23 protein-coding genes and 1 CRISPR repeat array are annotated in these 25,875 nt (G+C 66.5%); of the genes, 9 read left to right on the forward strand and 14 right to left on the reverse strand.

The annotated features are described in order from the left end of the window. Positions 1-58: 58 nt before the first annotated feature. The 10 genes from H7841_09650 to flgB are packed head-to-tail and all read right to left on the reverse strand — an operon-like array spanning position 59 to position 9,755. Positions 59-949, reverse strand: coding sequence for a phosphoribosylaminoimidazolesuccinocarboxamide synthase (locus H7841_09650; protein MEO5337143.1), 891 nt, complete (start codon positions 947-949; stop codon positions 59-61). Positions 950-1,004: 55 nt separating this feature from the next. Continuing rightward, positions 1,005-2,975, reverse strand: a complete 1,971-nt coding sequence (locus H7841_09655; protein ID MEO5337144.1) for a tetratricopeptide repeat protein — start codon at positions 2,973-2,975, stop codon at positions 1,005-1,007. After that, a complete protein-coding gene (locus tag H7841_09660) occupies positions 2,972-3,856 on the reverse strand; it encodes an FkbM family methyltransferase (GenBank protein ID MEO5337145.1) in 885 nt (294 codons plus the stop codon). The genes H7841_09655 and H7841_09660 overlap by 4 nt, the downstream gene beginning before the upstream one ends. A 2-nt stretch (positions 3,857-3,858) precedes the next feature. Then, the gene (locus H7841_09665; GenBank protein MEO5337146.1) at positions 3,859-6,372 is read right to left on the reverse strand and encodes a PAS domain-containing protein; all 2,514 of its coding nucleotides are present in this window, start codon (positions 6,370-6,372) and stop codon (positions 3,859-3,861) included. Positions 6,373-6,381: 9 nt separating this feature from the next. Then, positions 6,382-7,479, reverse strand: a complete 1,098-nt coding sequence (flhB, locus tag H7841_09670) for a flagellar biosynthesis protein FlhB (protein ID MEO5337147.1) — start codon at positions 7,477-7,479, stop codon at positions 6,382-6,384. A gap of 7 nt (positions 7,480-7,486) precedes the next feature. Beyond that, positions 7,487-8,257: a flagellar biosynthetic protein FliR gene (locus H7841_09675; protein MEO5337148.1), complete on the reverse strand. Its 771-nt coding sequence runs from the start codon at positions 8,255-8,257 to the stop codon at positions 7,487-7,489. Positions 8,258-8,279: 22 nt separating this feature from the next. Continuing rightward, positions 8,280-8,549 carry a flagellar biosynthesis protein FliQ gene (gene fliQ, locus H7841_09680; protein ID MEO5337149.1) on the reverse strand — a complete coding sequence of 90 codons (270 nt, stop codon included), beginning with the start codon at positions 8,547-8,549 and terminating at the stop codon, positions 8,280-8,282. A gap of 32 nt (positions 8,550-8,581) precedes the next feature. Continuing rightward, on the reverse strand, positions 8,582-8,905 hold the full coding sequence (locus tag H7841_09685) for a flagellar hook-basal body complex protein FliE (protein ID MEO5337150.1): 324 nt from the start codon (positions 8,903-8,905) through the stop codon (positions 8,582-8,584). Between the two features lie 16 nt (positions 8,906-8,921). Next, on the reverse strand, positions 8,922-9,332 hold the full coding sequence (gene flgC / locus H7841_09690) for a flagellar basal body rod protein FlgC (GenBank protein ID MEO5337151.1): 411 nt from the start codon (positions 9,330-9,332) through the stop codon (positions 8,922-8,924). A 21-nt stretch (positions 9,333-9,353) separates the two neighbouring features. Further along, on the reverse strand, positions 9,354-9,755 hold the full coding sequence (gene flgB / locus H7841_09695) for a flagellar basal body rod protein FlgB (protein MEO5337152.1): 402 nt from the start codon (positions 9,753-9,755) through the stop codon (positions 9,354-9,356). Positions 9,756-9,923: 168 nt separating this feature from the next. Here flgB and H7841_09700 point away from each other — a divergent pair, with 168 nt between their 5' ends. The 5 genes from H7841_09700 to H7841_09720 all read left to right on the forward strand — a co-directional run bounded on the left by H7841_09700 (position 9,924) and on the right by H7841_09720 (position 12,243). Further along, positions 9,924-10,256: an EscU/YscU/HrcU family type III secretion system export apparatus switch protein gene (locus H7841_09700; protein ID MEO5337153.1), complete on the forward strand. Its 333-nt coding sequence runs from the start codon at positions 9,924-9,926 to the stop codon at positions 10,254-10,256. Continuing rightward, positions 10,253-10,564 carry a hypothetical protein gene (locus H7841_09705; GenBank protein ID MEO5337154.1) on the forward strand — a complete coding sequence of 104 codons (312 nt, stop codon included), beginning with the start codon at positions 10,253-10,255 and terminating at the stop codon, positions 10,562-10,564. Before H7841_09700 ends, H7841_09705 begins: the two co-directional genes overlap by 4 nt. 2 nt (positions 10,565-10,566) lie before the next feature. After that, on the forward strand, positions 10,567-10,860 hold the full coding sequence (locus H7841_09710; protein ID MEO5337155.1) for a flagellar biosynthetic protein FliO: 294 nt from the start codon (positions 10,567-10,569) through the stop codon (positions 10,858-10,860). Next, positions 10,857-11,600: a flagellar type III secretion system pore protein FliP gene (gene fliP / locus H7841_09715; protein MEO5337156.1), complete on the forward strand. Its 744-nt coding sequence runs from the start codon at positions 10,857-10,859 to the stop codon at positions 11,598-11,600. Before H7841_09710 ends, fliP begins: the two co-directional genes overlap by 4 nt. A 103-nt stretch (positions 11,601-11,703) precedes the next feature. After that, on the forward strand, positions 11,704-12,243 hold the full coding sequence (locus tag H7841_09720; protein ID MEO5337157.1) for an Hsp20/alpha crystallin family protein: 540 nt from the start codon (positions 11,704-11,706) through the stop codon (positions 12,241-12,243). Between the two features lie 8 nt (positions 12,244-12,251). Here the strand turns inward: H7841_09720 and H7841_09725 are convergent, their stop codons facing one another. Continuing rightward, entirely contained in the window at positions 12,252-13,391 is a 1,140-nt protein-coding gene (locus H7841_09725; protein ID MEO5337158.1) for a tetratricopeptide repeat protein, read from the reverse strand. A 142-nt stretch (positions 13,392-13,533) separates the two neighbouring features. On the opposite strand from H7841_09725, the gene H7841_09730 reads away from it, so the two are divergent. Continuing rightward, a complete protein-coding gene (locus H7841_09730) occupies positions 13,534-14,526 on the forward strand; it encodes a hypothetical protein (protein ID MEO5337159.1) in 993 nt (330 codons plus the stop codon). Positions 14,527-15,438: 912 nt separating this feature from the next. On the opposite strand, the gene H7841_09735 is transcribed toward H7841_09730, so the two are convergent. The 3 genes from H7841_09735 to H7841_09745 all read right to left on the reverse strand — a co-directional run bounded on the left by H7841_09735 (position 15,439) and on the right by H7841_09745 (position 19,322). Continuing rightward, a complete protein-coding gene (locus tag H7841_09735) occupies positions 15,439-16,773 on the reverse strand; it encodes a CapA family protein (GenBank protein MEO5337160.1) in 1,335 nt (444 codons plus the stop codon). A 188-nt stretch (positions 16,774-16,961) separates the two neighbouring features. Further along, positions 16,962-18,800 carry a phosphoenolpyruvate carboxykinase (GTP) gene (locus tag H7841_09740; protein MEO5337161.1) on the reverse strand — a complete coding sequence of 613 codons (1,839 nt, stop codon included), beginning with the start codon at positions 18,798-18,800 and terminating at the stop codon, positions 16,962-16,964. Between the two features lie 141 nt (positions 18,801-18,941). Then, positions 18,942-19,322, reverse strand: coding sequence for a hypothetical protein (locus tag H7841_09745; GenBank protein ID MEO5337162.1), 381 nt, complete (start codon positions 19,320-19,322; stop codon positions 18,942-18,944). A gap of 500 nt (positions 19,323-19,822) precedes the next feature. Between H7841_09745 and cas9 the strand changes: the two genes are divergently transcribed. From cas9 to cas2, 3 genes are read left to right on the forward strand one after another with little or no spacing between them, the layout of a single operon-like run. Then, on the forward strand, positions 19,823-23,014 hold the full coding sequence (gene cas9 / locus H7841_09750) for a type II CRISPR RNA-guided endonuclease Cas9 (GenBank protein MEO5337163.1): 3,192 nt from the start codon (positions 19,823-19,825) through the stop codon (positions 23,012-23,014). Between the two features lie 10 nt (positions 23,015-23,024). After that, the gene (cas1, locus tag H7841_09755; protein MEO5337164.1) at positions 23,025-23,954 is read left to right on the forward strand and encodes a type II CRISPR-associated endonuclease Cas1; all 930 of its coding nucleotides are present in this window, start codon (positions 23,025-23,027) and stop codon (positions 23,952-23,954) included. Next, positions 23,951-24,283: a CRISPR-associated endonuclease Cas2 gene (gene cas2, locus H7841_09760; GenBank protein MEO5337165.1), complete on the forward strand. Its 333-nt coding sequence runs from the start codon at positions 23,951-23,953 to the stop codon at positions 24,281-24,283. Before cas1 ends, cas2 begins: the two co-directional genes overlap by 4 nt. A 73-nt stretch (positions 24,284-24,356) precedes the next feature. Then, a CRISPR array of direct repeats spans positions 24,357-25,874; the repeat unit is 35 nt; unit sequence ATTGTAGCCGATAGGGAACCGGGGTCCAGCCGCAA. Position 25,875 lies beyond the last annotated feature (1 nt).

A 25,875-nucleotide genomic window follows, 5' to 3' on the forward strand; every position in this document is an offset into this window, starting at 1 on the left:
TCGCCGTTCGTCGTCGCCGAGCTAAACTCCCTGCCTCTGTTATTCCACACCGCAGGTATTACTTCCCGGTGAGGCGCCTTTCCGCCTCGCGGTATTTCTCGGCGGTACGGGCCACCACGTCGGCCGGCAGGTCCGGTGCGGGGGGCTTCTTGTCCCAGCCCGAGCCTTCGAGCCAGTCGCGGACATACTGCTTGTCGAAGCTGGGTGGGTTGGCGCCCGGCCTGTATTCGTCGGCCGGCCAGAAGCGCGACGAGTCGGGGGTCAGCAACTCGTCGATCAGCACGACCCGGCCGTCGTCGTCCATGCCGAATTCCATCTTGGTGTCGGCGATGATGATGCCGCGCGAGGCGGCGAAATCCCGCGCCTCCTTGTAGACCTTCAGGGTGGCGTCGCGAACCTGTTCCGCGACCGTGCCGCCCAGTAGCCGGGCGGCTTCGTCGAAGCTGATGTTCTCGTCATGCTCGCCCACGGCCGCCTTGGTGGAAGGCGTGAAGATGGGCTCGGGCAGGCGATCGGCCAGACGCAAGCCGGCGGGCAGCTTGACGCCGCAGACCGCGCCGCTCGCCTGGTAGTCCTTCCACCCGGTTCCCACGATGTAGCCGCGCACGATGGCTTCCACCGGCAGGGGCTTGAAACGCTTGGCCACCACGGCGCGGCCCCGCACCCGTTCGCGTTCGGCCGGGTCGGAAAGCACCTGCTCCAGGGGGATATCCAGGATGTGGTTGTCCATCGTCGCGTTGGTACGCTCGAACCAGAAATTGGACACCGACGTCAGAAGGCGGCCCTTGCCGGGGATGGGCGTGGGCAGGATGACGTCGAAGGCCGACAGGCGGTCGGACGCGACGATCAGCAGCTTGTCCTCGTCCACCGCGTAAACGTCGCGGACCTTGCCCTTGCGCAGCAAAGGCAGGCTCTCGAGGGCGGAATCGAACAGGGCGTCGGGGGTCATGGGCGTCCTCCAGTCTCCGGGAAGGGGAGAGCAATGGCTTGCTCCGCTTCCGCCGTCAAGAGGACAAGGCGACCGCCCGTTCGAAGAAGGCCGATATTTCGTCGATGTAGGTCTGGTTCTCATACAGGATTCCCGCCTTCGCCGCGATGCGGTCCCGCATGGCCTGGCGGAAATCCGGCTCCCGGCCCAGGCGGAGGGCGGTCGCGACATATCCCGCCTCGTCGGCGGCCGCCAGTTCGGGAACCTCCAGGCGCAAAAGCATGGCCGTCGTCGGATCGCCGCGCAGCATGCCGGTGCGGCGGGTGACGATGGGGGTGCCGGCCGACAGCGCCTCCAGCGAGGTGTTGCCGCCGCCGAAGGGGAAGGGATCGAGGATGACGTCCGCCAGGGCCGTGAGGGCCAGAAAATCCTCTTCCGTCTGGCGGGGAAGAAAATGGACGCGGCTGGCCGCCTCGCCCAAGTGCCGGCGGAAGCGGCGGTCCAAGGCGTCGCGGTGTTCGGCGATGCTCATGGTGTCGATCAGCACCAGGCGCCCTGTCGGGTCGCCGTCCAGCACGGCGCGGAAGACGGGATCGAAGGCCGGCGTCAGCTTGAACAGGGATTGGGGGCAAAGGTAGAGGGTGCCCGTCTCCGCCAGCCCGAAATGGGCGCGGTCGCGCCGGGGCGGCGCGGGGGGGCGGCGATAGAAGGTGGGAATCTCGTTCAGCCGCAACAGGCGTTCGGTGTAGCGCTCCTCCCCGCCCGCATCTTCCATGTCCTTCTGGATGACGAACCAATCCAGGGTATCCAGGCCGGTGGTGACCGGATGGCCCCAGGCGACGCATTGGACCGGGGCGTAGCGTCCGAAGGCCAGGAAGTAGGTGAAAGGGTCCATGCCGATGTCGGTGAAATAGAGCAGGTCCAGCCGCTCTGCGGCCACCGCCCGCTGGGCCGCCCATAGGTCGGGCGGCAGGGCGACGGCCCGGTCGGCGACAGCCCGGATCTGCCGCCCCGTCTCGTCGACCGGCCCAGGCGCCGCCAGCAAGACGACTTCGAAGCGGTTTCGGTCCAGGCGTTCCACTAGGCCCCGGTTCAGCTTGCCGATGGTATGGTTGCGCCAGTATTTGGAAATCAGGCCGATGCGCAGGCGCCCGTCCCGCCGCCGCTCCGCCCTGTGGGGGCTGGTGTAGGACAGGGCCGGGCAGGCGCGCCGGTAGACGGCGGCCAGCCTTTCCTGCAAGGCCCGGTCGTCCAGGCCTTGGTAGGCCAGGTAGAAGGCGCAGAGCCCGATCTCGCGCAGCGGGTCCCGTAGCGTCAGGGGGCGGCTTTCCAGGTTGGCGATGCCGGCTTCGAAGCGGGCCCGCCAGCGTTGCAGGTCTTCCAGGTCGTCATAAAGCGCGGGCAGCAGCGTCGCTTCCTGCACGGCCGCCGCATCCGAGGCCCCCCGGCGGGCGGCTTCGGCGAAGGCGGCTTCGGCGGCCGGCGCCAAGCCCCGTTCCTTGAACAGGCCGCCCAGGTTGAGAAAGGGCAGGGCGCCCCCGCCCGGCACGGCCGCCGCCCTTTCGAGCCAAGTCCGGGCGGCGGCGAAGTCGTTGCCTTCGCGCGCCATGACCCCGAGGTTGTTTAAGGCCGCGGAATGGTCGGGACGCAGCGCCACGACCCGCTCGAAGGCCTCCCTTGCCTCGGCGTTCCGTCCCTGTCCCTGGCATAGGCTGCCCAGATTGTACCAGCCGGCGGGATCGTCGGGGGCGAGACGGGTGGCGCGGACGAAGACGCCTTCCGCTTCATCCTTGCGCCCCTGGGCCAGCAAGGCGGCGCCAAGGTTGGACAGCATGGCGGCCGTCGCCTGGCCCCTTTCCATTCCTTCGCGTATCAGCCGCTCGGCGCCCGCCGCGTCGCCCTTCTGCAGCGCGATCACACCCAGCAGGTGCCAGGGTTCCGGATGACCGGGATCTTGTCGCCGCGCCTCTTCGTAAAGGGCGGCGGCGCCCGCCAGGTCGCCGGCGCGATGAAGCGCCCGGCCCTGGTCGATCGGGTTTCCGTTCACGGGGTATCCCGCTCGTTGAAGTAAAGCCGGTTCAGGTCGCCCGCGCTCTTCAACTCGGCGGCCAGACGCACGATCCGCGCGCTTCCCTCCCGGCGATCCAGTTCGGTGACCAGGCGGAAGACGACGTCGAAGGATCGATAGACGTCGCCAAGGACGATGGCCGCCGCCGTCAGGGTATCCAGGCTCCATCCTTCCAGGTCGAAATAGGATCGGACGAACACGGCATCGGACCACAGGACTTGGCTGAGCGGCAGGAAACGGTTGGGCCCAACGATCGGGCGCAGGGTTCGCCCCGCCACGTCGATGAGCTTGTGCAACACGAAACCCTGTTCCCGCATGAAGGTGAAGACCTCGTCGAACAGGGGTTGTCCGCGGTATAGGGGCAGAAACTCCACCTCGATCTCGACGACGGCAGCCGAAGCCAGGGTGCGCTTCCCGTGTTGCAGAACCAGCAATTCCGCACCTTGCACGTCGAGCTTCATCAGGTCCGGCGGCGCCAGGCCGGGAACGTCGTCAAGGCGCGTGGTGGCGACCCGCTCCTTGCGGACGAGGCCGAAATTGCCCGTTTCCGTCCCGGTGCCGATGGTCATAAAGGCATCGATGATCGTCGGGTCGGGCGCGAAAAGAGAAGAGCAGCCCGGGTAGCGGGTAATGTGGAAGTCATGATCGTCCCCATCGCCCAGGAAGACCCCATGATAGCGGTATCCTTCGGGCGCCTGTTCGCGCAGCCGGGCGAGGGAACGCGGGTCCGGTTCGAAGGCGTCGACCGTGGCGCCGCCGCTCTCGAGAAGCGGGGCGTAGCGCGGCTTTCCTTCCGGCATGGCGCCGACATCCATGATGCGAAGAGGCCGGAACGGCTGGAGAAGCGTCGCGATGGTCATTCCTAGGATCCCATTACCCGCTTGGCGGCGCTGGCCAGGTCCTTCAGGGTGAAGGGCTTGCCGATGAAATGGATGGTCGGATCGTTCTGGATTTCCTCGTTGAGCGCGTCTTCCGCATAGCCCGACATCAGGATCACCTTGACGTCCGGAAACTCCTGGCGCAGCAGCTTGATGAGGGTATGGCCGTCCATGCCGGGCATCACCACGTCGGAAACGATCAGATCGATGGGCCGTCCGGCCCGGTTGACCACCTCCAGGGCTTCCTCGCCGCTTGCCGCCTCCAGCACCTGGTAGCCCTTGTTGCGCAGCGCGCGCGAGCCGAACATGCGGACCGCCGTTTCGTCTTCGACCAGCAGTACGGTGCCCGCTCCGGTAAGGTCGGCGGCCGGCGGCTTGGCACGCATGTCTTCCACCCCCGCCGGGGCCGGAAGCTCGTCGTCGCCGGGTTCGTAGCGCGGCAGGTAGAGCGAGAAGACCGTGCCTTCGCCGGGTGCGGAATCGACGAAGATGAAACCCTCGCTCTGGTGGACGATGCCCCAGACGGTGCTGAGCCCGAGGCCGGTGCCCTTGCCCGGCCCCTTGGTGGAGAAGAAGGGTTCGAAGATGCGGCCCAGGTTCTCCTTGGCGATGCCGGTGCCGGTGTCGGCCACCTCGATCAGCACATAATCGCCGGCCGGCATGGATTCGGCACCCCGCTCGACGGGCTGGTCCAGGGTCACGTTGGCGCTGCGGATGGCCAGCGTGCCGCCGCGCGGCATGGCGTCGCGAGCGTTCACCGCAAGGTTGACGATCACCTGGTCGAACTGGTTGGGATCGGCCCGCACCGAATGGAGGTCGCGGGCGCTTTCCATCTTCAGGTCGATGTTCTCGCCGATCAGCCGGCGCAGCAGATTGGCCAGTTCCGACAGGGCGTCGTTGACGTGCAGCACCACCGGCTTCAGGGTCTGCTTACGCGAGAAGGCCAGCATCTGGCGTACCAGATTGGTGGCCCGGTTGGCGTTCTGCTTGATCTGCATGATGTCGGCGAAGGAGGGGTCGCCTTCGCCATGCCGTTCCAGCAGCAGGTCGCAGAAGCCGATCATGGCGGTCAGCAGGTTGTTGAAATCATGGGCGATTCCGCCCGCCAACTGCCCGACGGCCTGCATCTTCTGGGCCTGGGCGAACTGCACTTCCAGGTCTTTGCGTTCGGTGGTGTCGATGAAGTGCAGCACCAAGCCGTCCACCTCGCCCAATTCGTCCTCCAGCCGGTTGGCATAGAGCGAGGCCACCAGTTGGCGCTCGCGGGCGCCGGGCATGCGCACGTCAAGGGTGGCGGCGCGCGAGGTGCCCATCACCACCTTGGAAAGCTGGGCCAGGGCATCGGCGCGGTCCTCCTTGTTCAGCCGTTCGGCGAAGGAACGGCCGACCACGGCATCGCGATGGAGCCCGATCAGCTTGAGGTAGGCCCGGTTGCAGTCGGTGATGGTCCCCTGCATGTCGAGAAGCAGGATGCCCACGGGGGCTTCGTCGAAGAGGCCGTGCAGGCGGCGTAAGGCGGCCTGGCGGCGCTCGTCCTCTTCCTGGCGCCAGGCCAGATCGCGCAGCATCAGGGAGCGGGTGAAGGCCAGGCGGCCCCGCCCGTCGGTGGCGGCAGACTGCACCAGGCTGGCGCGAAAGGTGTCCCCGTCGGCGGCGCGCAGCACTACGTCTCCATCGCCTCCGGTGCCGGCTTCCGGCCGTCCGGCGGTGGAAACCACGAACTCGGCGAAGGGTGGACGGCGGGCCAGGATATCCTCGACCGGCAATCCCAGCCAGTCGGCCATGGTCTGGTTGGCGAAGACGATGCGGCCCTGGGCATCGACCGAAAAGAAGCCGGCCGGCAGGTGGTCGAGAAAGTCGGTCAGCCGATCTTCTTCACGACGGCGCACCTGGTCGAGTTCATGCTCGGGTGTCATGTCCTCGGCCTGCCAGAGCACCATGTGGCGGTGCCCTTTCAGGGGGGCCACCGAGATGCGGCGCCATTCGCGTGTTCCCGAGGTCGCCAGCTTGAGGGGCACCTCGGCGCGATCGGGGATTCCCGCCGCCGCACTGCCACGCAAGCGGCGGAAGGCCTCGGTGGCATCCTCGCCGTCCAGGATGGCGGCCATATCGTCCAGGGACACGGCCATGGCGAACAGGCGATGGAACGCCGGGTTGGCGTAGATGAGTCGGCCCTCGCCATCGGCCAGCATGCGCGCCGCGGGGCTTTCTTCGGCCGCCTCCAGCAGCAGGCCCGCCACCGGCCCGTCCCAGCGGCGTCCCATGAGTGCCGCCAACCCCAGGGTGGCGACCAGTCCGACGACGGCGAAGGCTCCGGCCCCCCCCGGCTCTCCGGACAGGGCAAGAACGCCGCCCGCCGCCCCCGCCGCCAGGGCGGAAGTCGCCGCCCAGACCGGGGGCTGCCGCCAGGGCGGCAGGTTGCCGTCGCCCAGGAAGGCGGTGCGGAGCCGGTCCTTGCCGGTGGACATCCGTCCCTTTGCCGTCGTCTTGCCGTCCAAGCTTTCCCCCTATTGCGTCCTCGGCCGTTCGGGCTCGCCCTTCAACTCGCCGCGCAGGCGCATCACATAGCCGATAACCTCGGCGACCGCCTTGTAATGTTCGGGCGGAATCTCCTGGTCCAGTTCCACGGTGGCGTAGAGCGCGCGGGCCAGGGGTGGATTCTCGACGATCGGCACGTCGTTTTCCTCCGCGACCTCGCGAATCCGCAAGGCGATGTGGTCGACGCCCTTGGCGACCAGGCGGGGCGCGCCCATGGCTTCCATCTCGTAGTGCAGCGCCACCGCGTAGTGGGTCGGGTTGGTGATGACCACGCTGGCCCGGGGGACCGCCTGCATCATTCGCTGGCGCGCCCGGGCCACCCGCAAGCTGCGGATCTTGGCCTTGATGTGGGGATCGCCTTCGGTTTGCTTGACCTCTTCCTTCACCTCCTGCTTGGTCATGCGCATCTTCTTCATGAAGCTGAACTTCTGATAGAACCAGTCGAGTCCCGCCAGGGCCACCATGACCGCCACCGTACTGGCGATCAGGCTGAAGGTGATGTCCTCCAGCCGCTGGACGATGGCGCCCATGCCCATGCCCGGGATCAGGTCCAGGTCCTTGAGCAGGGGCATGGCCATGAAATAGGAAATCGCGCCGACGGCGATCAGTTTCGCCACTCCCTTGGCGAATTCGACCATCTGCTGGATGGAAACGAGTCGCTTGAAGCCGGCGAGGGGGCTGATGGCCGCGAGCTTGGGCCGGATCTTTTCCGGTGCCCAGAGCAGTCCGATCTGCCCGATGGTCGCGGCGACCGCCATCACCATCAACAGGATGAAGATGGGCCAAGTGGCAATCGCCATTTCCTGCGACAGGTCGACCATCATGCGCTGCAGAGACCCTGGGTCCAGAGCAATGGAATGGGGCGACTCGATGTAAGGCGTCGAGATGGCCTGGATATGCTTGGCCATCGACGGGATGAAGGTGAACAGGGCGAAGGCGGTTCCCAGCAGCAGGAAGCCGATCTTGACTTCTTGCGAAAGGGCGACCTGGCCCTTCTCGCGGGCCTTGCTCAGCCTTCGGCCTGTCGGTTCTTCTGTTTTGCTTGCGTCGTCGTCGTCGTCGGCCATGGGACGCCTAGGGGGCGAGGAAGGGTGTGAACCCGTCCTGGAAGTACCTAAGGAAGACCAACATGATACTGGAGAGCGTCATCGTCAGCACGGCAATTTGCACCATGATCTGCAACGGCATGGCGGCGAAGAAGAAGGCCTGCATCTGCGGCGACAGGCGCGAGATCATGCCCAGGCCGACGTAATAGGTCATGGAGACGATCAGGAACGGCGCCGAGAGCTGCAAGCCGATGGCGAAGCTGTCGTCGACCTTGTGGGCCAGAAGATCGGCCACATCGCCCACCTGAAACGCGGTATTGGGGTCGAACAGGCTATAGCTGTCGGCGACGGCGACCAGCATCAAATGGTGCAGATCGGTGGCGAAGACCAGAACCAGGCCGATGGTCGAAAGCAGGGTCGCCACCGTGGCGCTCTGCTGTTCGACGATGGGGTCCTGGGTAAGGGCATTGGCCAGGGAAGCGAACATGGCCAACAGGACGCCCGCGGTCTGCAACGCGCCGACCAGCACGCGGCCGACCACCCCCAGGAAGGCTCCGACCAGAATCTCGCCCGTGAATAGGAGGGTGAGGGCCAGAACCGACACGGGTTGCGTCGGGAGCTTGCCGACCAGGCTGGGCATGAGCAACAGGCTGAGAGCCAGGGCGATGGCGACCCGCATCCGGACGTCGACGTAGGGCGCGCTGAAACCGGGCAGCAGCACGAAGGCGGTTCCGACCCGGGCGAAGATGAGCATCCAGGCGTAGATGTTGGAGGTCAGGAACTCTTCGAGGATGTTCATGACCGTTGGGAGCCTTCCGCGACTATGACCCGACGGCGATCATGCGATCGAACAGGCGCAAGCCGAATTCGAGGACGGTGTTCATCATGAAGGGAAGAAAGACCAGGATGGCGAGGAAGATCACCACGATCTTGGGCACGAAGGTCAGGGTCATTTCCTGGATCGAGGTCAGCGCCTGCAAGAGCGCGATGAGGATGCCGACGACCATGCCGGCGAACATGATGGGGGCCGAGGTCGCGAGAATGACCCACATGGCGTCGCGTCCCACCTCCAGCACGGCCGCCTGATCCATCCCCGTTTCCTTTTCGCCAAGCCGTCCGGGGGTCAGACCGGCATGCGGAGGATTTCCTTGTAGGCTTCCACCACCTTGTCGCGGACCGCAACGAAGGTCTGCAGGGTCAGTTCGGCCTCGGCCACGGCGCTGACCACTTGGCTCAGATCCGCCTTGTCCTGCAAGGCTTTGATGGACAACTTCTCGCCGTCGCGGTTGATGCGGACCGCTTCCTGGATGGCGCTCTTGACCAGACCGGCGAAATCGTCCTCGCCGCCGCCGCCCACGGATGCCGCAGGCTTGGCGCCGCCGGCGATCTTGGCGATACGGCCATAGGCGGAAACGGCGTCGTTGAAGCTGGTCGTGGGGCCGGACATGGCTCGCTCCTTGGGCCTACTTGAGGATGTCGATGGTCTGGGTCATCATGCTCTTCGAGGATTTGATGACGTTCATGTTGGCTTCGTAGCTGCGTTGGGCTTCCTGCATGTCGGACATCTCGATCAGGCTGTTGACGTTGGGCACCTGCACGTAGCCGTCCTGGTCCGCCGCCGGGTGGTGGGGGTCGAAGCGCTTCTCGAACTGGGAGCGGTCGGGTTTGATCTTGTCGATCCTGACCAGGGGCAGTCCCGTCGCCTTGTCCAACTCGTTCTTGAAGGTCACCACCTTGCGCCGGTAGGGCTGGTCGCCCGGCTTGCGGGGCAGGGAATTGGCATTGGCGACGTTCTCGGAAATGACCCGGAGGCGCGTGCCTTGGGTCTTCATGCCGGCCGCCGAGATGCGGAATGTCTTCAAGATGTCGTCCATGGCGTTCCGTCCCGAACCCGATTACCGCTTGCCGATGGCGACGCGGATGTTGTTCATGTGTTTCTTGTAAAGCTCGGTGGTCATCTTCTGTGCCATCTGGTTTTCGTTCAGCTTGGCCATCTGCTCTTCCATGATCACCCCGTTGCCGGCGGGTGCCGTTTCGAAGGGCTTGGCCTCTTCCTGCTCGGTGAAATCGCGGACGCGCTTGCGCGTGCCTGGCAAATGACCCGGCGTGGTGACGTCCATGTTGACCTGCATGGCTTGGCGCTGGAGCATCTGGGTGAACTTCATGGGCATCAGATCGCGGGGCCGGAAGCGCGGCGTGTCGGCGTTGGCGACGTTGTGGGCCAGGACCTCTTGCCGCTGCGCGTGCCAATTCATGCGCTGCTTCATCAGGCCGAACATGGGATCTTCGAGTTCCATGGAACGCCGCCTTTCTTCGCTCCGAGGAAGCCAGTATGCGCGGTTATCGTTAACAAGACGTAAATTCCCTGCCTTCCCGCCGCCGAATGACGCCCGATGTTCCCGCTTAAGCCTTCCTTAAGCATGCCTTGCCATCCTGGAGAGCGAATCGGCAAGGGATACCTCTGCGTGATCGACATCCGGGACGACGACGGCGGCGAGAAGACCGATGCCCCCGCCAAGCGGCCGGTGGCGGTCGCCCTGGACTACGATGGGACCGGGGGGCGCGCGCCGGTGGTGGTGGCCAGCGGGCGGGGCGTGATCGCCGAACAGATTCTCGGGATCGCCTTCGCCCACGGGGTCAAGGTGCGCGAGGACGCCGATCTGGCGGAAGTTCTGGCCGCGGTGGACGTCGACAGCGAGATTCCCGTCGAGGCCTTCGCCGCCGTCGCCGAAATCCTGGTCTACCTTTACAAGGTCAATCGCCAGTCACCGCCCGAGGCTCGGGAGCAGGGGCCATGAGTGCCTTCCGGGCCGACGCGGAGCGGGTGGGCGCCCTGATCGCCATGGCCCGCCGTCATCTGGCGGCTGGCCGGTCGGTGGACCTTTCGGCCCTCGAAGGCCGGGTCCGCGCCCTTTGCGTCATGCTGGCCGGCAATCCGCCGGCCGATGGCGCCGAACGGGGCGAGGCGCGGGCGCTCCTTGGGCATCTGCTGCAGGATCTGGACGGGTTGGAAAGGGACTTGGCGGCCCGCCACGGCGATCCCTTCCCGGCGCCCTTGCGCCACCAGGCGGCGCGCGCCTTCGACATCCTGCGGGAAGGCAAGTAGCCATGCCCAGCGAACCGGAAAGCTACATTCGCTTCGTTCTGGCCTTGATCTTCGTGCTGGCGCTGATCGGATTTGGGGCGGCCATGGCCCGGCGGTTCGGCTTCGGCTACGGCCCCGCCCTGCGCGGCGCCGGACAGCGCCGCCTCGCCATCGTCGAGATCATCCCCATCGACACCCGTCGCCGCCTGGTCCTGTTGCGCCGCGATGGCGTCGAGCATCTCGTGCTGCTGGGGACCCAGGCGGACCTGCTCGTCGAGACCGCCATTCCCGCCCCCGTCGCGGAGATCAAGCCATGAACCGCCGCCCGTGGATCGCCCTGGCCGCCGTCGGCCTCGGAGGCCTGCTTCTCGCGGGGCCCGCCGCCGCCCAGTCCATCCAGCTCGACCTGGGCGAGGAAGGCGGCATGGCGACCGCCCGGGTGGTGCAACTCGTCGCCTTGATGACCGTACTGAGCATTGCGCCCAGCCTGCTGGTCATGGTCACGTCGTTCACCCGCATCATCATCGTCCTGTCGTTCCTGCGCACCGCGCTGGGTACCCAGTCGGTTCCGCCCAACCAGGTCCTGACCAGCCTGGCCTTGTTCGTCACCCTGTTCATCATGATGCCGACTTTTCAGGAATCCTACGACCAGGGCATCCGGCCGATGATCGAGAACCGCATGGAGGAGATGGAAGGCTTCACCAAGGCGGCCGAGCCCTTCCGCAAGTTCATGGTCCGCTACACCCGCGAGCAGGATCTCCACCTGTTCGCCGACATCGCCAAGGTCTCCGACGAAGAGTTGAAGGGGGGCGCGCCGTTCCGCATCCTGCTGCCGGCCTTCATGATCAGCGAATTGCGCCGGTCCTTCGAGATGGGATTCCTGATCTTCATTCCCTTCCTGGTCATCGACATGGTGGTGGCTTCGGTGCTGATGGCCATGGGCATGATGATGCTGCCGCCGGTGATCGTGTCCATGCCGTTCAAGATCATCTTCTTCGTGCTGGTGGACGGTTGGTACATGATCGTCGGCAGCCTGGTGAAGAGTTTCGGCGGCTGAGCCGGCGTCCCACCACAAGAATGCCGCATTTCGTGGTATAATGGAAAACGCCGCGGAGGGGAGAGCCGCCTTCTGCAGGCGGCATTTTCCTTGGGAGACCGCCATGCAGGTCAAGGTCGCCAAATCCAGGAAGGCCGCGCGAGCCCCGGCGGGCCCGGAACCCTTGAGTCTGGGCATCGCCGATTCCCTGGTGGCGTTGCGCCGGGAGATCGACACCCTGGTCGACAGCTTCTACAAGGCCTCGCCCTATGGATCGGGGCGATGGAATCTTTCGCCCTTCCGGCATCTGGAACGGGCCATCGCGCCCACCTGCCCGCTGACCCCCAAGGTCAAGGTGGGCGAGACCGACACCGAATTCACCGTCAGCGCCGAACTGCCCGGCATGGACGAGGACGACATCGAGGTCATCCTGGCTGACGGCACCCTGACCGTGAAGGGCGAGAAGCGGACGGAACGCCAGGAGGCGCGGCGGAATTCCCTGATCGCCGAACGCAGCTACGGCTCATTCCGCCGCAGCTTTCCGGTGCCCGAACGGGTGGACGCGGACCGCATCACCGCCTTCTTCGACCAAGGCGTCCTGCACATGACCCTGCCCAAGCGCTGCAGCAAGCGCCCGAAGCGGGTGGAAATCAAGGGCGGCTGACGGACGGGTCAGGCGGCCAGGGCGCCGGCGGCGTCGGCCAGCAGGTGCGATTCCAGAAGCTTTTCCAGGTCGGCCCGCTTCGCTTCCAGGCGGTCGCGGATGAAATCGTCGTCGATCCGGGCCCGCATGGCGGCCTTCAGCTTGCCTGCCATTAAGTTGTCGCCCGTTGGCGCGGCCGGCCCGTCGCCCAGGCCCTGGAACAGGCCGTCCCGCAAGGCCTTCGCCAGGGCGTCCCTTTCCGGTGCCGCGCGGGTCCAGTCTTCCTGGCGCCCCCAGAACTGCCGACGGGCCTGGGCGTCCGCCGCCGCCAGCAGGCCGGCCAGGGCGGTGGCCCCCGCGTGGGTGGGGAAGCGGCGGTCCAGGGCGTTCCAGTTGGCCGCCCCGCCCGCGGCCAGGGTCGCCATCGCCTGCACGCTCCAGGCCCCCGGGAAGGCGGCGGCCTCGGCCGCCAGCCTCGCCTTTTCTTCCGGCTGGTGGAGGGCCAGGGTCAGGCGGGCGTAGACGTCGTTCTGGCGGCTTTCCACCGCCTCGCCAAGGCTGGCCGTCCCCTGGTTGCGGAACCGGTCGCGCAGAAGAACGTACCAGGGGGCATCGCCGTTTTCCGCGTCCAGCCGCGCCAGGAAGCGGGCCTCGGCCGCCTTCGCCGCCTCTGCGATCTCCGCAATCTCCGCCCCCCACGGCCGACGGGACGGCCGCGTGCCCCCTTTCCTTTGCGGGCCAGCAGTCTGGGGTGAGGGAACCGCCGTCACATGGCCGCCGGCGTCGTGGTCCGCCAGCCTCGCGGCCAGGCTCCGGGTATAAGGATCGTCCGGCCACCGCTCCATGACTTGGCGGGTCAGGGCCGCCGCCTCTTCGTCCTTGCCCAGCTTCCACAGCACGTCCGCCAGACCGGTCATGGTCACCTTGTTCCCGGCGTCGAGCGCCAGCGCTTCGCGGTAGGCCGCCTCGGCCTCGGCATGGCGGTCCTGCATCAAATAAACCTTCGCCAGGCCGGCCCGGCAAACCACATTCTCCCGAAAGTCCGCCATCGCCTGGCGATAGACGGCCTCGGCCTCGGCGGGCCGGTCGGCCGCGATCAGGCATTCGGCCAGTTGGGCACGGCATTGGACGACATGGGGAAAGCGGTTTTCCGCCGCTTCCCAGGCCACCGCCAGGGCGGCATCCGCCTTTCCGGCCGCCGCCAGGGCGTTCCACGGCCAGATCGGCGTCCCGGTCGCGAATGCGGTTGGCGATGTTGCAGGCGGTCTTGACCAGGTGTTCGCCGGTCCCGGTGGCCCGCGCGTAGGCTTCGTGGCGATCGATCAGGTCATGGATGCGGGGCTCCAGGTCGGCGAGGGGAGCCTCGTCGATGTCGTTCAGCAAGTCTTCCCGTTCCTGGCGTTCGGGCCGCCGCGGGCTCGCGTTCGACAAATCCTCCAACCCCAGCCACTTTACCGCCCGATGCCCCGGAAAGCCCGCGGCGGCCTGGGCCAGGCGGCGGCGCCAGTCGGCCTCGGGATAGGGGTAAAGGGCGCGCAGGACCAGGAGTTCCCGTTCGAACAGCTTCCTGTCCGCGCCCTTGAAATCCTGGCTCCAGCGCAGCAGGCCGATCAGGACCTCGTCGCGCAGGTCGGGATCGGTCCCGGCGGCCTTGGGCAGGCGGCGCAGGCCCAGGATGCCCGCGTCCAGCCGGCCTTCCGTGTCCGTCCCGGCCCCTTCGCACAGCCGGTACCACAGGGGCAGCCAGCGCCGGTCCCGCTGGAAGCCGGCCAGCACGCGCCGGAGTTCGTCCAGCGGGTCCCGTTCCGGCCCCTGCACCAGGGGCCAGGCCCAGCGGTGGAAGCGGAAGAAGTCGTCGTGGATGGCCTTGCCGGTCCGTTCCAGCGGCAGGCGGTGGACGGCGCGCAGCATTTCCACCGCTTCCGCCACGTAGCCGTCGATGCCGTATTCCAGGCGGTCGGCGGGCGTCCAGGCCATGCGGTAGCGGAACCAGCCGAGCGCCGCCGCGTCCAACTGCCCGCGCCGTTCGTCGTCGGGCGGCAGGGGATCGAACAGGGCGGCCAGGATTTCGTCGGCCGGCAGGCGTTCGTAGGGGGCGATGTCGGCGAAGCCGCCGGTGAGGGCATCCAATTGCCCGTCCGGGTCCAAGGCGAAGCTGTCCAGCCAGCGGTGATGGGTCATGGGCTGCCCGTTCGATACGCCAGGAAACGACCGAACGCCCCGGCCCCCGATGCCGTCCGGAGCCGTTCCAGATGGGCGTCGCGGCATTGGGCCAAGTCTTCGGTCGCCGTCGCTTCCAGGTAGGATAGCCCCTTCAGGTCGGAAAGCCCATAGAGCTTCTTGCGGTGCAGGATTTCCGGCGCCGCGCCGGCCCCCGGCGCCGGGCCCAGGAAGACCGCCCGCCCGTAGTCCTGTCCCGGCGGCACCGGCATGAACCAGCCGTGCAGGTCGCCGTCCAGCAAGGTGGGCTGGCTGAAGGCGTCCGGGCGTTCCGCCCGCGGCAGCGGGCGCAGCACCTCGCCGACCTTGTATTCGAAGCGGGCAAGCAGCCGCCGCCGGCCGTCCAGGTAATGGGCGAGGCCCAGGCGGCGGCAGAGCGCTTCCGCCCAGTCCGCACCCGCCGCTTCGGGAACGCAGTCGCGTAAGGTGGCGAAGACCGGTCGGGCGTCCCGCATGCGATGGAGACGGCGCAGGGCCTTCGCCAGAAGTTCCCGCCCCTCGTCGGGGGTCATGCCCCCCCGGTCGCGATCTTCGCTATGGGCCGCGAAGGCATCCAGCAGCCTGTCCGCGGGAACCCGGCTTCCGGCCAAGGCCCAGTCCAGGTCTTCCAGGCGCACCAGGGTGATGCCTTCGTCGATGGCGGAGAGGCCCGCCGGGTTTCCCCCCTGGAAGGTTTCGGGCAGGGACCTGCGGATACGGTCCGCCAGATAGCGCCCATGGGCCGCCGTCCAGGGGGCGGCGGCGACGGGGGCCTTGGTGCGGGCCAGGCGGGGCAATACCGGCGGATAGCCGGTTTCGTAGCCCCGCTGGCGGTCTTCCGCCACCCGGTTTTCCCAAAGGAAGTTGTCCGCCATCGCCTGATGTCCGACCGGCGCGGAAGGCCGGTTCAGGTTGTCCAGAAGGGTGGCGAAGGGCGGGGTCAAAGGCTGCATCGCCAAGAAATCGCATGCTTTTGCGCGAGATGCAACCTTCTGGATGGCCTGGGGTTGCCTCGCCTCAGCCCAAGACCTCCGGTCCCAGCACCAGGTCGGACAGGCGCTTGATTTCCGCGATATAGGCCGGCGGATGGCGGGTGCCGCGGCCGTCCACATGGTCGGCCAGCCTTTCCAGGCGGGTCACCAGCCGGCCGCCTTCGTCGGCGGCGCTGCGGAAGATCGGGGTCACCCTGGCGGACTCGATGTAGGTGGCCTCGCGCCCCTGGTGGCGCCCCTTGGCCAGGGACAGGTTGAGAATGGCGCTCAGGACCAGATGGGGCGCCGAATAGCCCCAGGTCAGGCTGCCCAGGGAATAGGCGATGACCGCCACCCGGTCGGGATCGCGCCGCGTGCGGTAGTATTCCACCGGCTGGATGACGTGCGGATGGTGGGCGAGGACGGCGTCCGCCCCCATTTCGACCAGCCGCCGGGCCGCTTCCACCTGCTGGCGGCGCGGGAAGAACTCGAACTCCCAGCCCCAATGCAGGGAGGCGAAGATGAAGTCGCAGCCCTGGGCCTTGCAGTCCTCGATCTGGCGCCCCACCAGGTCCAGGTCGGGATCGGCGAATTTCGAGGACAGCTTCGCATGATGGATGCGGAACTTTTCCTCGTCCGGCATCGCATGGCCGTTGAGCCCGAAGGTGGCGGCGGCGAAGCCCAGCTTCATCCCGCCGATTTCCAGCACCCGGCCGCGGCCGTACCGGTCCGGCGTCGCGTTGGTACCGACCGGCAGGATGCCTTCTTCCGCGAAGACCTTCTGCGTGGTCTCCAGGCCTTCCACCTTGTAATCGAACATGTGGTTGTTCGCCGTATGCATCACGGTGAAGGTCTTGCCCTTGTGGCCCTTCAGGATGTCGAACTGGTCGCGCGAACAGCATTCGTAGGGGGCTTCGCGGTCGCTGATGACTTCTTCCTTCAGTTCCTGGGTGGTGATGGGCGATTCGAAATTGGCATAGGAGACGGTCTGGCCGAACAGCAGGTCGGCCACGCTTTCGAACAGGACGTCCTTGGAATGGGCCAGCCCCTTGGCCTGCAATAGGTCCCCGCCGGCCCCCAGGGTGAGCGTCGCCTGTTTCTCGAACCCGTCGGGCAGGCGGACGCTGCCGGCATCGCGCATCAAAAGCTTCGCCATGTCCACCCCGGCCTCGGGCCGGGTTACGGGGTGGGTGCACTTGTAGACCCAGTAGAAGATGTCCCGCAGGCCCATCTCCTCGAACGTGGTCGCGGCTCTCGGGTCCGGTCGCTTCCAGAACCCGAACAGCTTCGCCGCCGTCACAGCCAGATGCATCTTCAGCTTCAGGCTGGTGGACGAAATATCCAGCGCCCCGATGGGCGTGGCGGGCAGCATGGCGGACATGAAGGCCTCCCTATGCATTCGGCGCAAGCGCGGTGTCCGATACTACGAAACCGCGATTCGCCTTGCAACCGGACAGCCCGTGACTGAAGGGGGGCGATCCGGAAATCACGGAATCGGCCCTCGTCACTGCTTTTGGCCGCCCGCCCTCCGGGCGGAGCGACGACGCAATTCCGTCAAGAGCGGAATTGCTAGCGTTCCAGTTCCCACACCTCGGGCGCGCGGGCGATGCGTTCGGCCAGCAGTTGGCGCTGCAACTCCAGTTCCTTGGGCAGGTGGGGGCCGAAGCGGGTGAACAGTTCCTTCTGGTCTTCCGCTTCCGCCGCCGCCTCGGCCCGGTCGATGGACATCAGGCGGTGATAGGTCTCGGCACCGAAGTCCAGACCCTTCCATTCCAGGTCCAGGTAGCGCGGCATGAAACCGAAGGGGCTTTCCACCGCGTGCGCGCGGTCGTGGACGCGATCGACGATCCACTTAAGCACCCGCATGTTCTCGCCGAAGCCCGGCCAGATGAACTTGCCGTTGGCATCCTTGCGGAACCAGTTGACGCGGAAGATCTTCGGCAACTCCTGGCTGCGGCTTTCCATCTCCAGCCAGTGCTTCCAGTAATCGCCCATGTTGTAGCCGCAGAAGGGCAGCATGGCCATGGGATCGCGGCGGATCGCCGCTTGGCCGATGGCCGCCGCGGTGGCTTCCGAACCCATGGTCGCCGCCAGGTAGACGCCGTGCGACCAGTCGAAGGCCTCGTAGACCAGCGGGAAAGTCTTGGACAGGCGCCCGCCGAAGATGAAGGCGGAAATCGGCACGCCGGCCGGGTCTTCCCAGGCCGGATCGAGGCTGGGGCAAAGGCGGGCCGGCGCGGTGAAGCGGGCGTTGGGATGGGCCGCCGGACGGCCCGCGTCGGGCGTCCAGTCGTTGCCCTGCCAGTCGATGGCGTGCGACGGCACCGGGCCGTCCATGCCTTCCCACCAGACGTCGTCGTCGTCGGTGAGCGCCACGTTGGTGAAGATGCAGTCGCGATCCAGCATCATCATGGCGTTGGGGTTGGACTTCATCGAGGTGCCGGGCGCCACGCCGAAATAACCGGCTTCCGGGTTGATGGCTCGCAGCGTGCCGTCGGGGGCGGGCTTGATCCAGGCGATGTCGTCGCCGACGGTCAGCGTCTTCCAGCCCGGGAATCCTTCGGGCGGGATCATCATGGCCAAGTTGGTCTTGCCGCAGGCGCTGGGGAAGGCGGCGGCGACGTAGGTCTTCTCGCCCTGGGGGCTTTCGAGGCCCAGGATCAGCATGTGTTCGGCCAGCCAGCCCTGCTCGCGGGCCATGGAAGACGCGATGCGCAAGGCGAAGCACTTCTTGCCCAGGAGCGCGTTGCCGCCGTAACCCGAGCCGTAGGACCAGATGGCCTTTTCCTCGGGGAAGTGGACGATGTACTTGTTGGCCGGATCGCCCTCGCAGGGCCAGGGGCTGTCGGCCTGGCCGGGTTCCAGGGGGGCGCCCACCGAATGCAGGCAGGGCACGAAGTCGCCGTCGTCGCCCAGGACGTCCCACACCTTGGCGCCCATGCGGGTCATGATCCGCATGTTGACCGCCACGTAAGGCGAATCGGACAACTGCACGCCGATATGGGCGATGGGCGATCCCAACGGGCCCATGCTGAAGGGAACCACGTAGAGCGTGCGCCCGCGCATCGAGCCCTTGAACAGGCGGCGCAGAGTCTTCTTCATTTCCTCGGGATTGGACCAGTTGTTGGTCGGGCCGGCGTCTTCCACGTTCCGCGAACAGATGAAGGTGCGGTCTTCCACCCGCGCCACGTCGGAAGGATGGGAACGGGCGAGGAAGCAGCCGGGGCGCTTGTCCGGGTTCAGGCGGATGAAGGTGCCTTTGTCGACCATTTCCTGGCACAGGCGGTCGTATTCCTCCTGGGAACCGTCGCACCAATAAACCGAATCGGGTTGGCAGAGTTCCTTCACTTCCTCGAGCCAGGCCAACACCTTGGGATGCCGGGTGGGCAGATTGGCGGACGCTGTCATGGTGTCGGTTCCTTCGCTGAATTCCGCGTTCTTCCGCAATGCGCCGGGCGTGTTAGCAGCAACCCCCGTGCCTGGCAAGAAAAACTCTTATCTTTCCGATAGATGACGCCCAACCGGGGAGGGGAGTCCCACCCGAACGGGCTATTGCACGCTCGGCTGATCCCCGCCTTTGGCGGAATCGCCTGCCTGCCTGCCGGCGACACGATAGCGCTGCGGAATGCTGCGGTCCAGGGCGGCGACACCTTCGGCCAGGCCGCGCAAGGCGTTTTCCATCACGGCGGCCCGTGCCTCGGCCCGCTCGGCCGTTTCGCGGGCGGCGGCGGACTGGCGCTCCACCTCGCCCATGCGGCGCATGACGGCGTCCAGGGTGGCCTTCTGGTCGGCCACCGCATCCTTCAGGGTCTTGATGTGCATCAGGTAGAATTCGCGGTTGTTGGCATCCGATTTCTTCATCAGGTCCGAGACCATCCAGATGGCCGCCAAGCTGATCAGAATCGATAGCGCCGCGATGAGTTCCGCCACTCCAGCCATAACGCCCGCCGCCGATCCAAGGCCCCTACCGGCTTTCCAGTCTGCGCCAGGCGAACGGCGGAGTAAAGGATTCAGGCCGGGATTCCGACGGGGGCCGCCGGAGCATTGCCCCGGCCCTTCTGCACGGAAGGTTTCCAGCACCTCCGAAGTGAAGGGCGCCTGAACATGGCCGCCACCCCACCCAGCGTGTCCGCAATCAGGCCATACTGGACACCGTCAGAATGATGGTTTTTCGAGATGTCCAATTGACTGGTGGTGGATTTCTGCATCCAAGATCATCACCATGCGTAGCGCAAAACGAACGAGGGCAGGCCGGAGCCTGCCCTCATCTTGTGCCTTTAAAAGGCTTGTTAACGGGTGGACCCCGGTTCCCTATCGGCTAAATAGATTGGAGCCACCTATCAAGGTCTCACCCTATAGGAAATGGTCTTCCTTGGCAATACACCATAGGATAGTCTCGCCATGTACAATCCATACTCGTGGGGGGAGTCATGACCTATCGACTCGGGATCGACGTGGGCAGCAAATCCATCGGTTGGTGTGTGCTGCGGCTGGGGGACGACGGGGAGCCGGATGCGCTCGCCGCCGCCGGGGCGCGCATCTTCGGCGACGGCCGCGACCCCAAGAAGGGCTCCTCGCTGGCCGAGGATCGCCGGCTGGCCCGCTCGGCCCGCAAGCGGCGCGACCGCTTCCTCAGGCGCCAGGCGGCCCTGATGGCCAAGCTCATCGCCTTCGGCCTGATGCCCGCCGAGGAAAAGCACCGCAAGGCGCTGGAAGCCCTGGACCCCTATTGCCTGCGCCGCCAGGGTCTGGACGAACTCCTGCCGCGTGCCCACCTGGGGCGGGCGCTTTTCCATATGAACCAGCGCCGGGGCTTCGCCAGCAACCGCAAGGTGGACAAGGGCGGCGACGACGACAAGGGCAAGATCCGCACGGCCACGCGCAAGCTGGAAGCGGCGATGAAAGATGCCGGTGCCCGCACCCTGGGCGAATACCTGGCCCTGCTGCACGCCCAGCGCCAGCCGGTGCGGGCGCGGCTTAGGGGCGAAGGCGCCAAGGCCGAATACGACCTCTACCCCACCCGCGAGATGACGGCGCGGGAATTCGATCTTCTCTGGGAAACCCAGGCCCGCCTCGATCCCACCCTGCCCGGTGCGGCCCGTGACGTTCTGCGCGGCATCCTGCTGCACCAGCGGCCCTTGAAGCCGGTGCCGGTGGGGCGCTGCACCCTGGACCCCGGCAAGCCCTGCGCCTTCGATCCCGACAACCGGGATGGCCTGACTCCTGGAGAGGCGAAGCTCCGCCACGAGCGCGCGCCCTGGGCGCTGCCCATCGCCCAGCGTTTCCGCATCCTCAAGGAGCTGGCCAACCTGGAAATCCGCCTGCCCGGTCAGGCCTCCCGCCCCTTGACCGTGGCGCAGCGCGACCTGTTGCTGGGCAAGCTGCTGCGGGCCAAGGAGGTTTCCTTCGACGCCATCCGCAAGACCCTCAAGCTGGAGACGGACTGGGAGTTCAACCTGGAACGGGTCGGCCGCAAGGGCCTGAAGGGCGACGAAACGGCGGCTCGCCTGGCTCACAAGGACGCCTTCGGCAAGGCCTGGCATGACCTGCCGCCAGTCCGCCAGCACGCCATCGTCGAGCGCCTGCTGGCCGACGAGAACGAGGAAGACCTGATCCACTGGCTGGAAAGCGAGTGCGGCCTGGCGCCGGAAGCCGCCGAGAAGGTTTCCGATACGCTGCTGCCGGAACGCCACGTGCGCTTCGGCCGCTGTGTCCTGTCGCGGCTGGTGCCGGTCCTGGAAAGGGAAGCGGTGGAATGGACCGACACCGCCACCGGCGAGGTGCTGGCGGTGCCCGTCCGCGAGGACAAGGCCATCGCCCGCCTGGAACTGCACCACTCCGATCGCCGGCCCAAGAACATTCTGCCGCGTCTGCCCTACTACGGCCAGGTGCTGGCCGAGGACTTGGCGGGCACCGGCGATCCTTCCGATGGCCCCGAACGGCGCTACGGCCGCTATCCCAATCCCACGGTGCATATCGGGCTGAACCAGTTGCGCCGGGTGGTGAACGCCGTCATCGACGCCAACGGGCCGCCGGCCCAGGTGGTGGTGGAACTGGCCCGCGAATTGAAGCTGAGCCGCGAGGAGCGCCGGAGGAAGGAGCAGGAGAACGCCGCCAACCGGGAGAAGAACGACGAACGCCGTCGGGAACTGCACGGCATGCAACTGGCGGACACCGGCGAGAACCGCCTCCGCCTCCGCCTGTGGGAGGAATTGAGCGCCGATCCCTTCAAGCGCCAATGCGTCTACTGCGGCAGGACCATCGGTTCCGCCGAACTGCTATCCGATGCGGTGGAGGTGGACCACATCCTGCCCTTCAGCCGCACCCTGGACAATTCGGCGGCCAACAAGACCGTGGTGCATCGCGCCTGCAATCGCGGCAAGACCAACGACTCCCCCTTCGAGGCCTTCGGCCACCAGCCCCACTGGCCCGATATCCTGGCCCGCGCCCAGACCTTGCCGGGCAACAAGCGCTGGCGCTTCGATCCCGACGCCATGGATCGCTTCGAGAACGAGGAACGGAATTTCCTGGACCGCCAGCTTCAGGACACCCAGTACCTGGCGCGGCTGTCGCGCCGTTACCTGGCCCATGTCTGCGATCCCAACCAGGTCTGGGTGGTGCCGGGACGGCTGACCGAGATGCTGCGTGGCAAATGGGGACTCAACGGCCTGCTGTCGGACAACGACCGGAAGAACCGCGACGACCACCGCCATCATGCCATCGATGCCTTCGTGGTGGCGCTCACCGACCGGAGCATGTTGCAGCGCATCGCCACCGCCGGCCATCCGGACGAACGGGGCCGCATCCTGTCCAACTTCCCGGAACCCTGGGACGGCTTCCGCGAGGACTTCCGCGCCGCGCTGGACCGGATGGTGGTGGCGCATCGGGCGGAACATGGCACCGGCGGCCGCCTGCACGAGGATACCGCCTATGGGCTGGTGCGCAAGCCCGAGGACTGGGACGGCTGCAACCTGGTCCGCCGCAAGCCGCTGGCGGGCCTGAGCGACAAGGAGATCGACCGCATCCGCGACAAGGAACTGCGGCAACGGATTCTCGATTGGGTGGCCGAGGAACGGCAAGCCGCGCCGGACAAGAAGCTCAAGCTGATCCTGTCCGCCTTCGCCGAAAAGACAGGCATCCGCCACATCCGCCTGCTGAAACCGGAAAAGGACGTGGTGCCGATCCTGAACCGTCAGGGCAAGGCCTACAAGGCGGTGATTCCCGGCGACAACCACCGCATCGAGATCTTCGCGAAGGCGGACGGCACCTGGGCCGGCGAGGCGGTGACGGTCTTTCAGGCCAACCAGAAGGACCATCGCCCGCGCTGGCGTACCGAGTTTCCCGGTGCCCGCTTGGTGATGGTGCTGCACAAGAAGGACTTCGTGGAAATCGACCACGACGGCAAGCGCCAAGTCATGCAGGTGGTGCAGTTGGCCCCTTCGGCGAACCGTGTTCATCTGGTTCCGCATAACGAAGGAGGCGCCCTGCAGGAACGCCACGACGATCCCGATGACTCTTTCCGCTGGCTGCTGGCGTCCTATTCCCGCCTCAAGGAAGGCAAGGCCCGCCGGGTGCGGGTGGATGCCCTGGGACGGATCTTCGCCGTTCCGCCTCCGAAGTGAGGCCCGTGCCATGCCGGGGCGCTTCGTGGAAATCGCCGAGGACAACCGCCACCTGGCGGTGGAGCGGGGCTTCCTGGTGGTGACGGAGAAGGGCCGCGAACTGGGCCGGGTGCCCCTGGACGACATCGCGGCCCTGATCGCCAACGCCCATGGCCTGACCTACAGCAACAACGCCCTGCTGGAACTGGCCCGTCGGGGGGCGCCGGTGGTGCTGTGCGGCCCCCACCACCGGCCCGAGGCCTTCCTGTGGCCGGTGGACGGCCATCATGTCCAGGCCGCCCGCATGGATGCCCAGATCGCCGCGCCCCAGCCCTTGCGCAAGCGCCTCTGGCAAGGGCTGGTCAAGGCCAAGGTCCAGATGCAGGGCGCCATCCTGGAAGCCCGGGGCCAGCCCGCCGGGGCCTTCGAGGCCTTGGCGCGGGAGGTGCGGTCCGGCGATCCCGACAACATCGAGGCCCAGGCGGCGCGGCGCTACTGGCCCCTGCTGATGGGGGCGGACTTCCGCCGCGACCCCCAGGGGAGCGAGATCAACGGCCTCCTGAACTACGGCTACACGGTGCTCCGGGCGGCCACGGCGCGGGCGGTGATGGGGGCGGGGCTGCATCCCACCCTGGGGCTGTTCCACAGCAACCGGGGCAATCCCATGCGGCTGGTGGACGACCTGATGGAGCCCTTCCGGCCCCTAGTGGACCTGGCGGTGGTGCGTTTGGCCGATGGCGGTCGGCGCGAGGTGGACCGCGACAGCAAGCGGATCTTGGCGGGACTGTCCTGGGCCGATCTGCCGACGGCGGAGGGCCGGACGCCCCTGGCGGCGTGCCTGGAACGGCTGGCCCTGTCGGTGGCGCGCTCCTTCGAGAGCGGCTCGCCCGAGCTTGACCTGCCGGACCCACCGCCGCCCCTGGACCTGGCGGCCTGGGGTGAGAGCAGGCCGGAGGCATGACGGCTCTATCGGGATACCGCCTGATGTGGATGATGGTGTTGTTCGATCTGCCGGTGGGGACCCGCGAGGAACGGGGGCGGGCGACCCGTTTCCGCAATTTCCTGCTCGACCGGGGCTTCGAGATGAGCCAGTTTTCCGTCTATCTGCGTTTCTGTACCGGGCGGGAACAGGCGGAAACCCACGTCAAGGCTATCGAGAAGTCCGTGCCCAAGGCGGGCAAGGTCAGCATCGTCTTCTTCACCGACAAGCAGTTCGAGCAAAGCATCTCCTTCGTCGGACGCGGTCGCGAAGCCAATCCGAAAAAACCCGAGCAACTGGCCCTGTTCTGACCCATGCCCTCCTGTTTTTCACCCCGCACGGCCAAAAAAAACGCCCTGTTTCCAGGGCGTTGCAAGGGTTTGTATTGTAGCCGATAGGGAACCGGGGTCCAGCCGCAACTGTAGCCGATAGGGAACCGGGGTCCAGCCGCAACCCGATAGCCCGATCTGGGCCAAGCCGGGCAAATTGTAGCCGATAGGGAACCGGGGTCCAGCCGCAACCGTACAGGTGCCTTCGCGTCTTCTCGTTGTATTGTAGCCGATAGGGAACCGGGGTCCAGCCGCAACGGCAAGTCGGTCGGCCACATCTACCGCTGGATTGTAGCCGATAGGGAACCGGGGTCCAGCCGCAACATCACATGCGGTTGGCCACCAGGCCGGTTGATTGTAGCCGATAGGGAACCGGGGTCCAGCCGCAACGACCAGGGAAAGTGGGGTTCCGCCGCCGATATTGTAGCCGATAGGGAACCGGGGTCCAGCCGCAACCGGGATCATGCCGTCCATTTCCGTCCGGAATTGTAGCCGATAGGGAACCGGGGTCCAGCCGCAACGCGGACGTCCACCGCCCGGCCGATGGCCGGATTGTAGCCGATAGGGAACCGGGGTCCAGCCGCAACTACCAGGGTACCGACCCATCATCCGCCTCCATTGTAGCCGATAGGGAACCGGGGTCCAGCCGCAACGATGGCTTTCGCCGCCGTCTTCACCGCGCCATTGTAGCCGATAGGGAACCGGGGTCCAGCCGCAACCCACAAACCCTTGGTGAACTGGTCAACCTTATTGTAGCCGATAGGGAACCGGGGTCCAGCCGCAACTTCCAGCGTGCGGTCTGGCGCCGATGGTGATTGTAGCCGATAGGGAACCGGGGTCCAGCCGCAACCGGGAAGCCGATCAGGACATAACAGCGCAGATTGTAGCCGATAGGGAACCGGGGTCCAGCCGCAACATGGGTGCCGGCATCCCAACCGAACCGGGGATTGTAGCCGATAGGGAACCGGGGTCCAGCCGCAACTGCTTGCGGCCACGGCGGGGCGGCGGCCAATTGTAGCCGATAGGGAACCGGGGTCCAGCCGCAACGCTAGCCGTGGCCGCGCCCTGATCGCCGCTATTGTAGCCGATAGGGAACCGGGGTCCAGCCGCAACGTACTGCCGTCCACCCCGTCGCAGTGCAGCATTGTAGCCGATAGGGAACCGGGGTCCAGCCGCAACAAAACATCCCAGGTATCCCCAGGCGCCCATTGTAGCCGATAGGGAACCGGGGTCCAGCCGCAACGATCCGGGCGTCGCCGATCGCCGCGAGCGGATTGTAGCCGATAGGGAACCGGGGTCCAGCCGCAACGCCTGGGGGGACGGCCTTGTCGGCGTGATCATTGTAGCCGATAGGGAACCGGGGTCCAGCCGCAACTGTGCCAGACCGGACGAGGCGGCCCCATGGATTGTAGCCGATAGGGAACCGGGGTCCAGCCGCAACTTGACGCTAGTGCTGGTCACCGTGGTTTTGATTGTAGCCGATAGGGAACCGGGGTCCAGCCGCAACTCATTCATCGTCCCGATTTTGCTGTCCGGAAATTGTAGCCGATAGGGAACCGGGGTCCAGCCGCAAC

The sequence above is a fragment of the Magnetospirillum sp. WYHS-4 genome (assembly GCA_039908345.1).
In the GTDB taxonomy this organism is placed as follows: domain Bacteria; phylum Pseudomonadota; class Alphaproteobacteria; order Rhodospirillales; family GLO-3; genus JAMOBD01.

Bases quoted from the DNA above. Each gene is read 5' to 3' on its own strand.
- H7841_09650 (MEO5337143.1), bottom strand. From the start codon at position 949: ATGACCCCCGACGCCCTGTTCGATTCCGCCCTCGAGAGCCTGCCTTTG.
- cas1 (MEO5337164.1), top strand. From the start codon at position 23,025: ATGCCGGGGCGCTTCGTGGAAATCGCCGAGGACAACCGCCACCTGGCG.
- flgC (MEO5337151.1), bottom strand. From the start codon at position 9,332: ATGGACGACATCTTGAAGACATTCCGCATCTCGGCGGCCGGCATGAAG.
- flhB (MEO5337147.1), bottom strand. From the start codon at position 7,479: ATGGCCGACGACGACGACGACGCAAGCAAAACAGAAGAACCGACAGGC.
- H7841_09710 (MEO5337155.1), top strand. From the start codon at position 10,567: ATGCCCAGCGAACCGGAAAGCTACATTCGCTTCGTTCTGGCCTTGATC.
- H7841_09740 (MEO5337161.1), bottom strand. From the start codon at position 18,800: ATGACAGCGTCCGCCAATCTGCCCACCCGGCATCCCAAGGTGTTGGCC.
- H7841_09735 (MEO5337160.1), bottom strand. From the start codon at position 16,773: ATGTCCGCCATGCTGCCCGCCACGCCCATCGGGGCGCTGGATATTTCG.
- H7841_09675 (MEO5337148.1), bottom strand. From the start codon at position 8,257: ATGAACATCCTCGAAGAGTTCCTGACCTCCAACATCTACGCCTGGATG.
- fliP (MEO5337156.1), top strand. From the start codon at position 10,857: ATGAACCGCCGCCCGTGGATCGCCCTGGCCGCCGTCGGCCTCGGAGGC.
- H7841_09705 (MEO5337154.1), top strand. From the start codon at position 10,253: ATGAGTGCCTTCCGGGCCGACGCGGAGCGGGTGGGCGCCCTGATCGCC.
- H7841_09660 (MEO5337145.1), bottom strand. From the start codon at position 3,856: ATGACCATCGCGACGCTTCTCCAGCCGTTCCGGCCTCTTCGCATCATG.
- cas9 (MEO5337163.1), top strand. From the start codon at position 19,823: ATGACCTATCGACTCGGGATCGACGTGGGCAGCAAATCCATCGGTTGG.
- flgB (MEO5337152.1), bottom strand. From the start codon at position 9,755: ATGGAACTCGAAGATCCCATGTTCGGCCTGATGAAGCAGCGCATGAAT.
- cas2 (MEO5337165.1), top strand. From the start codon at position 23,951: ATGACGGCTCTATCGGGATACCGCCTGATGTGGATGATGGTGTTGTTC.
- H7841_09720 (MEO5337157.1), top strand. From the start codon at position 11,704: ATGCAGGTCAAGGTCGCCAAATCCAGGAAGGCCGCGCGAGCCCCGGCG.
- H7841_09685 (MEO5337150.1), bottom strand. From the start codon at position 8,905: ATGTCCGGCCCCACGACCAGCTTCAACGACGCCGTTTCCGCCTATGGC.
- fliQ (MEO5337149.1), bottom strand. From the start codon at position 8,549: ATGGATCAGGCGGCCGTGCTGGAGGTGGGACGCGACGCCATGTGGGTC.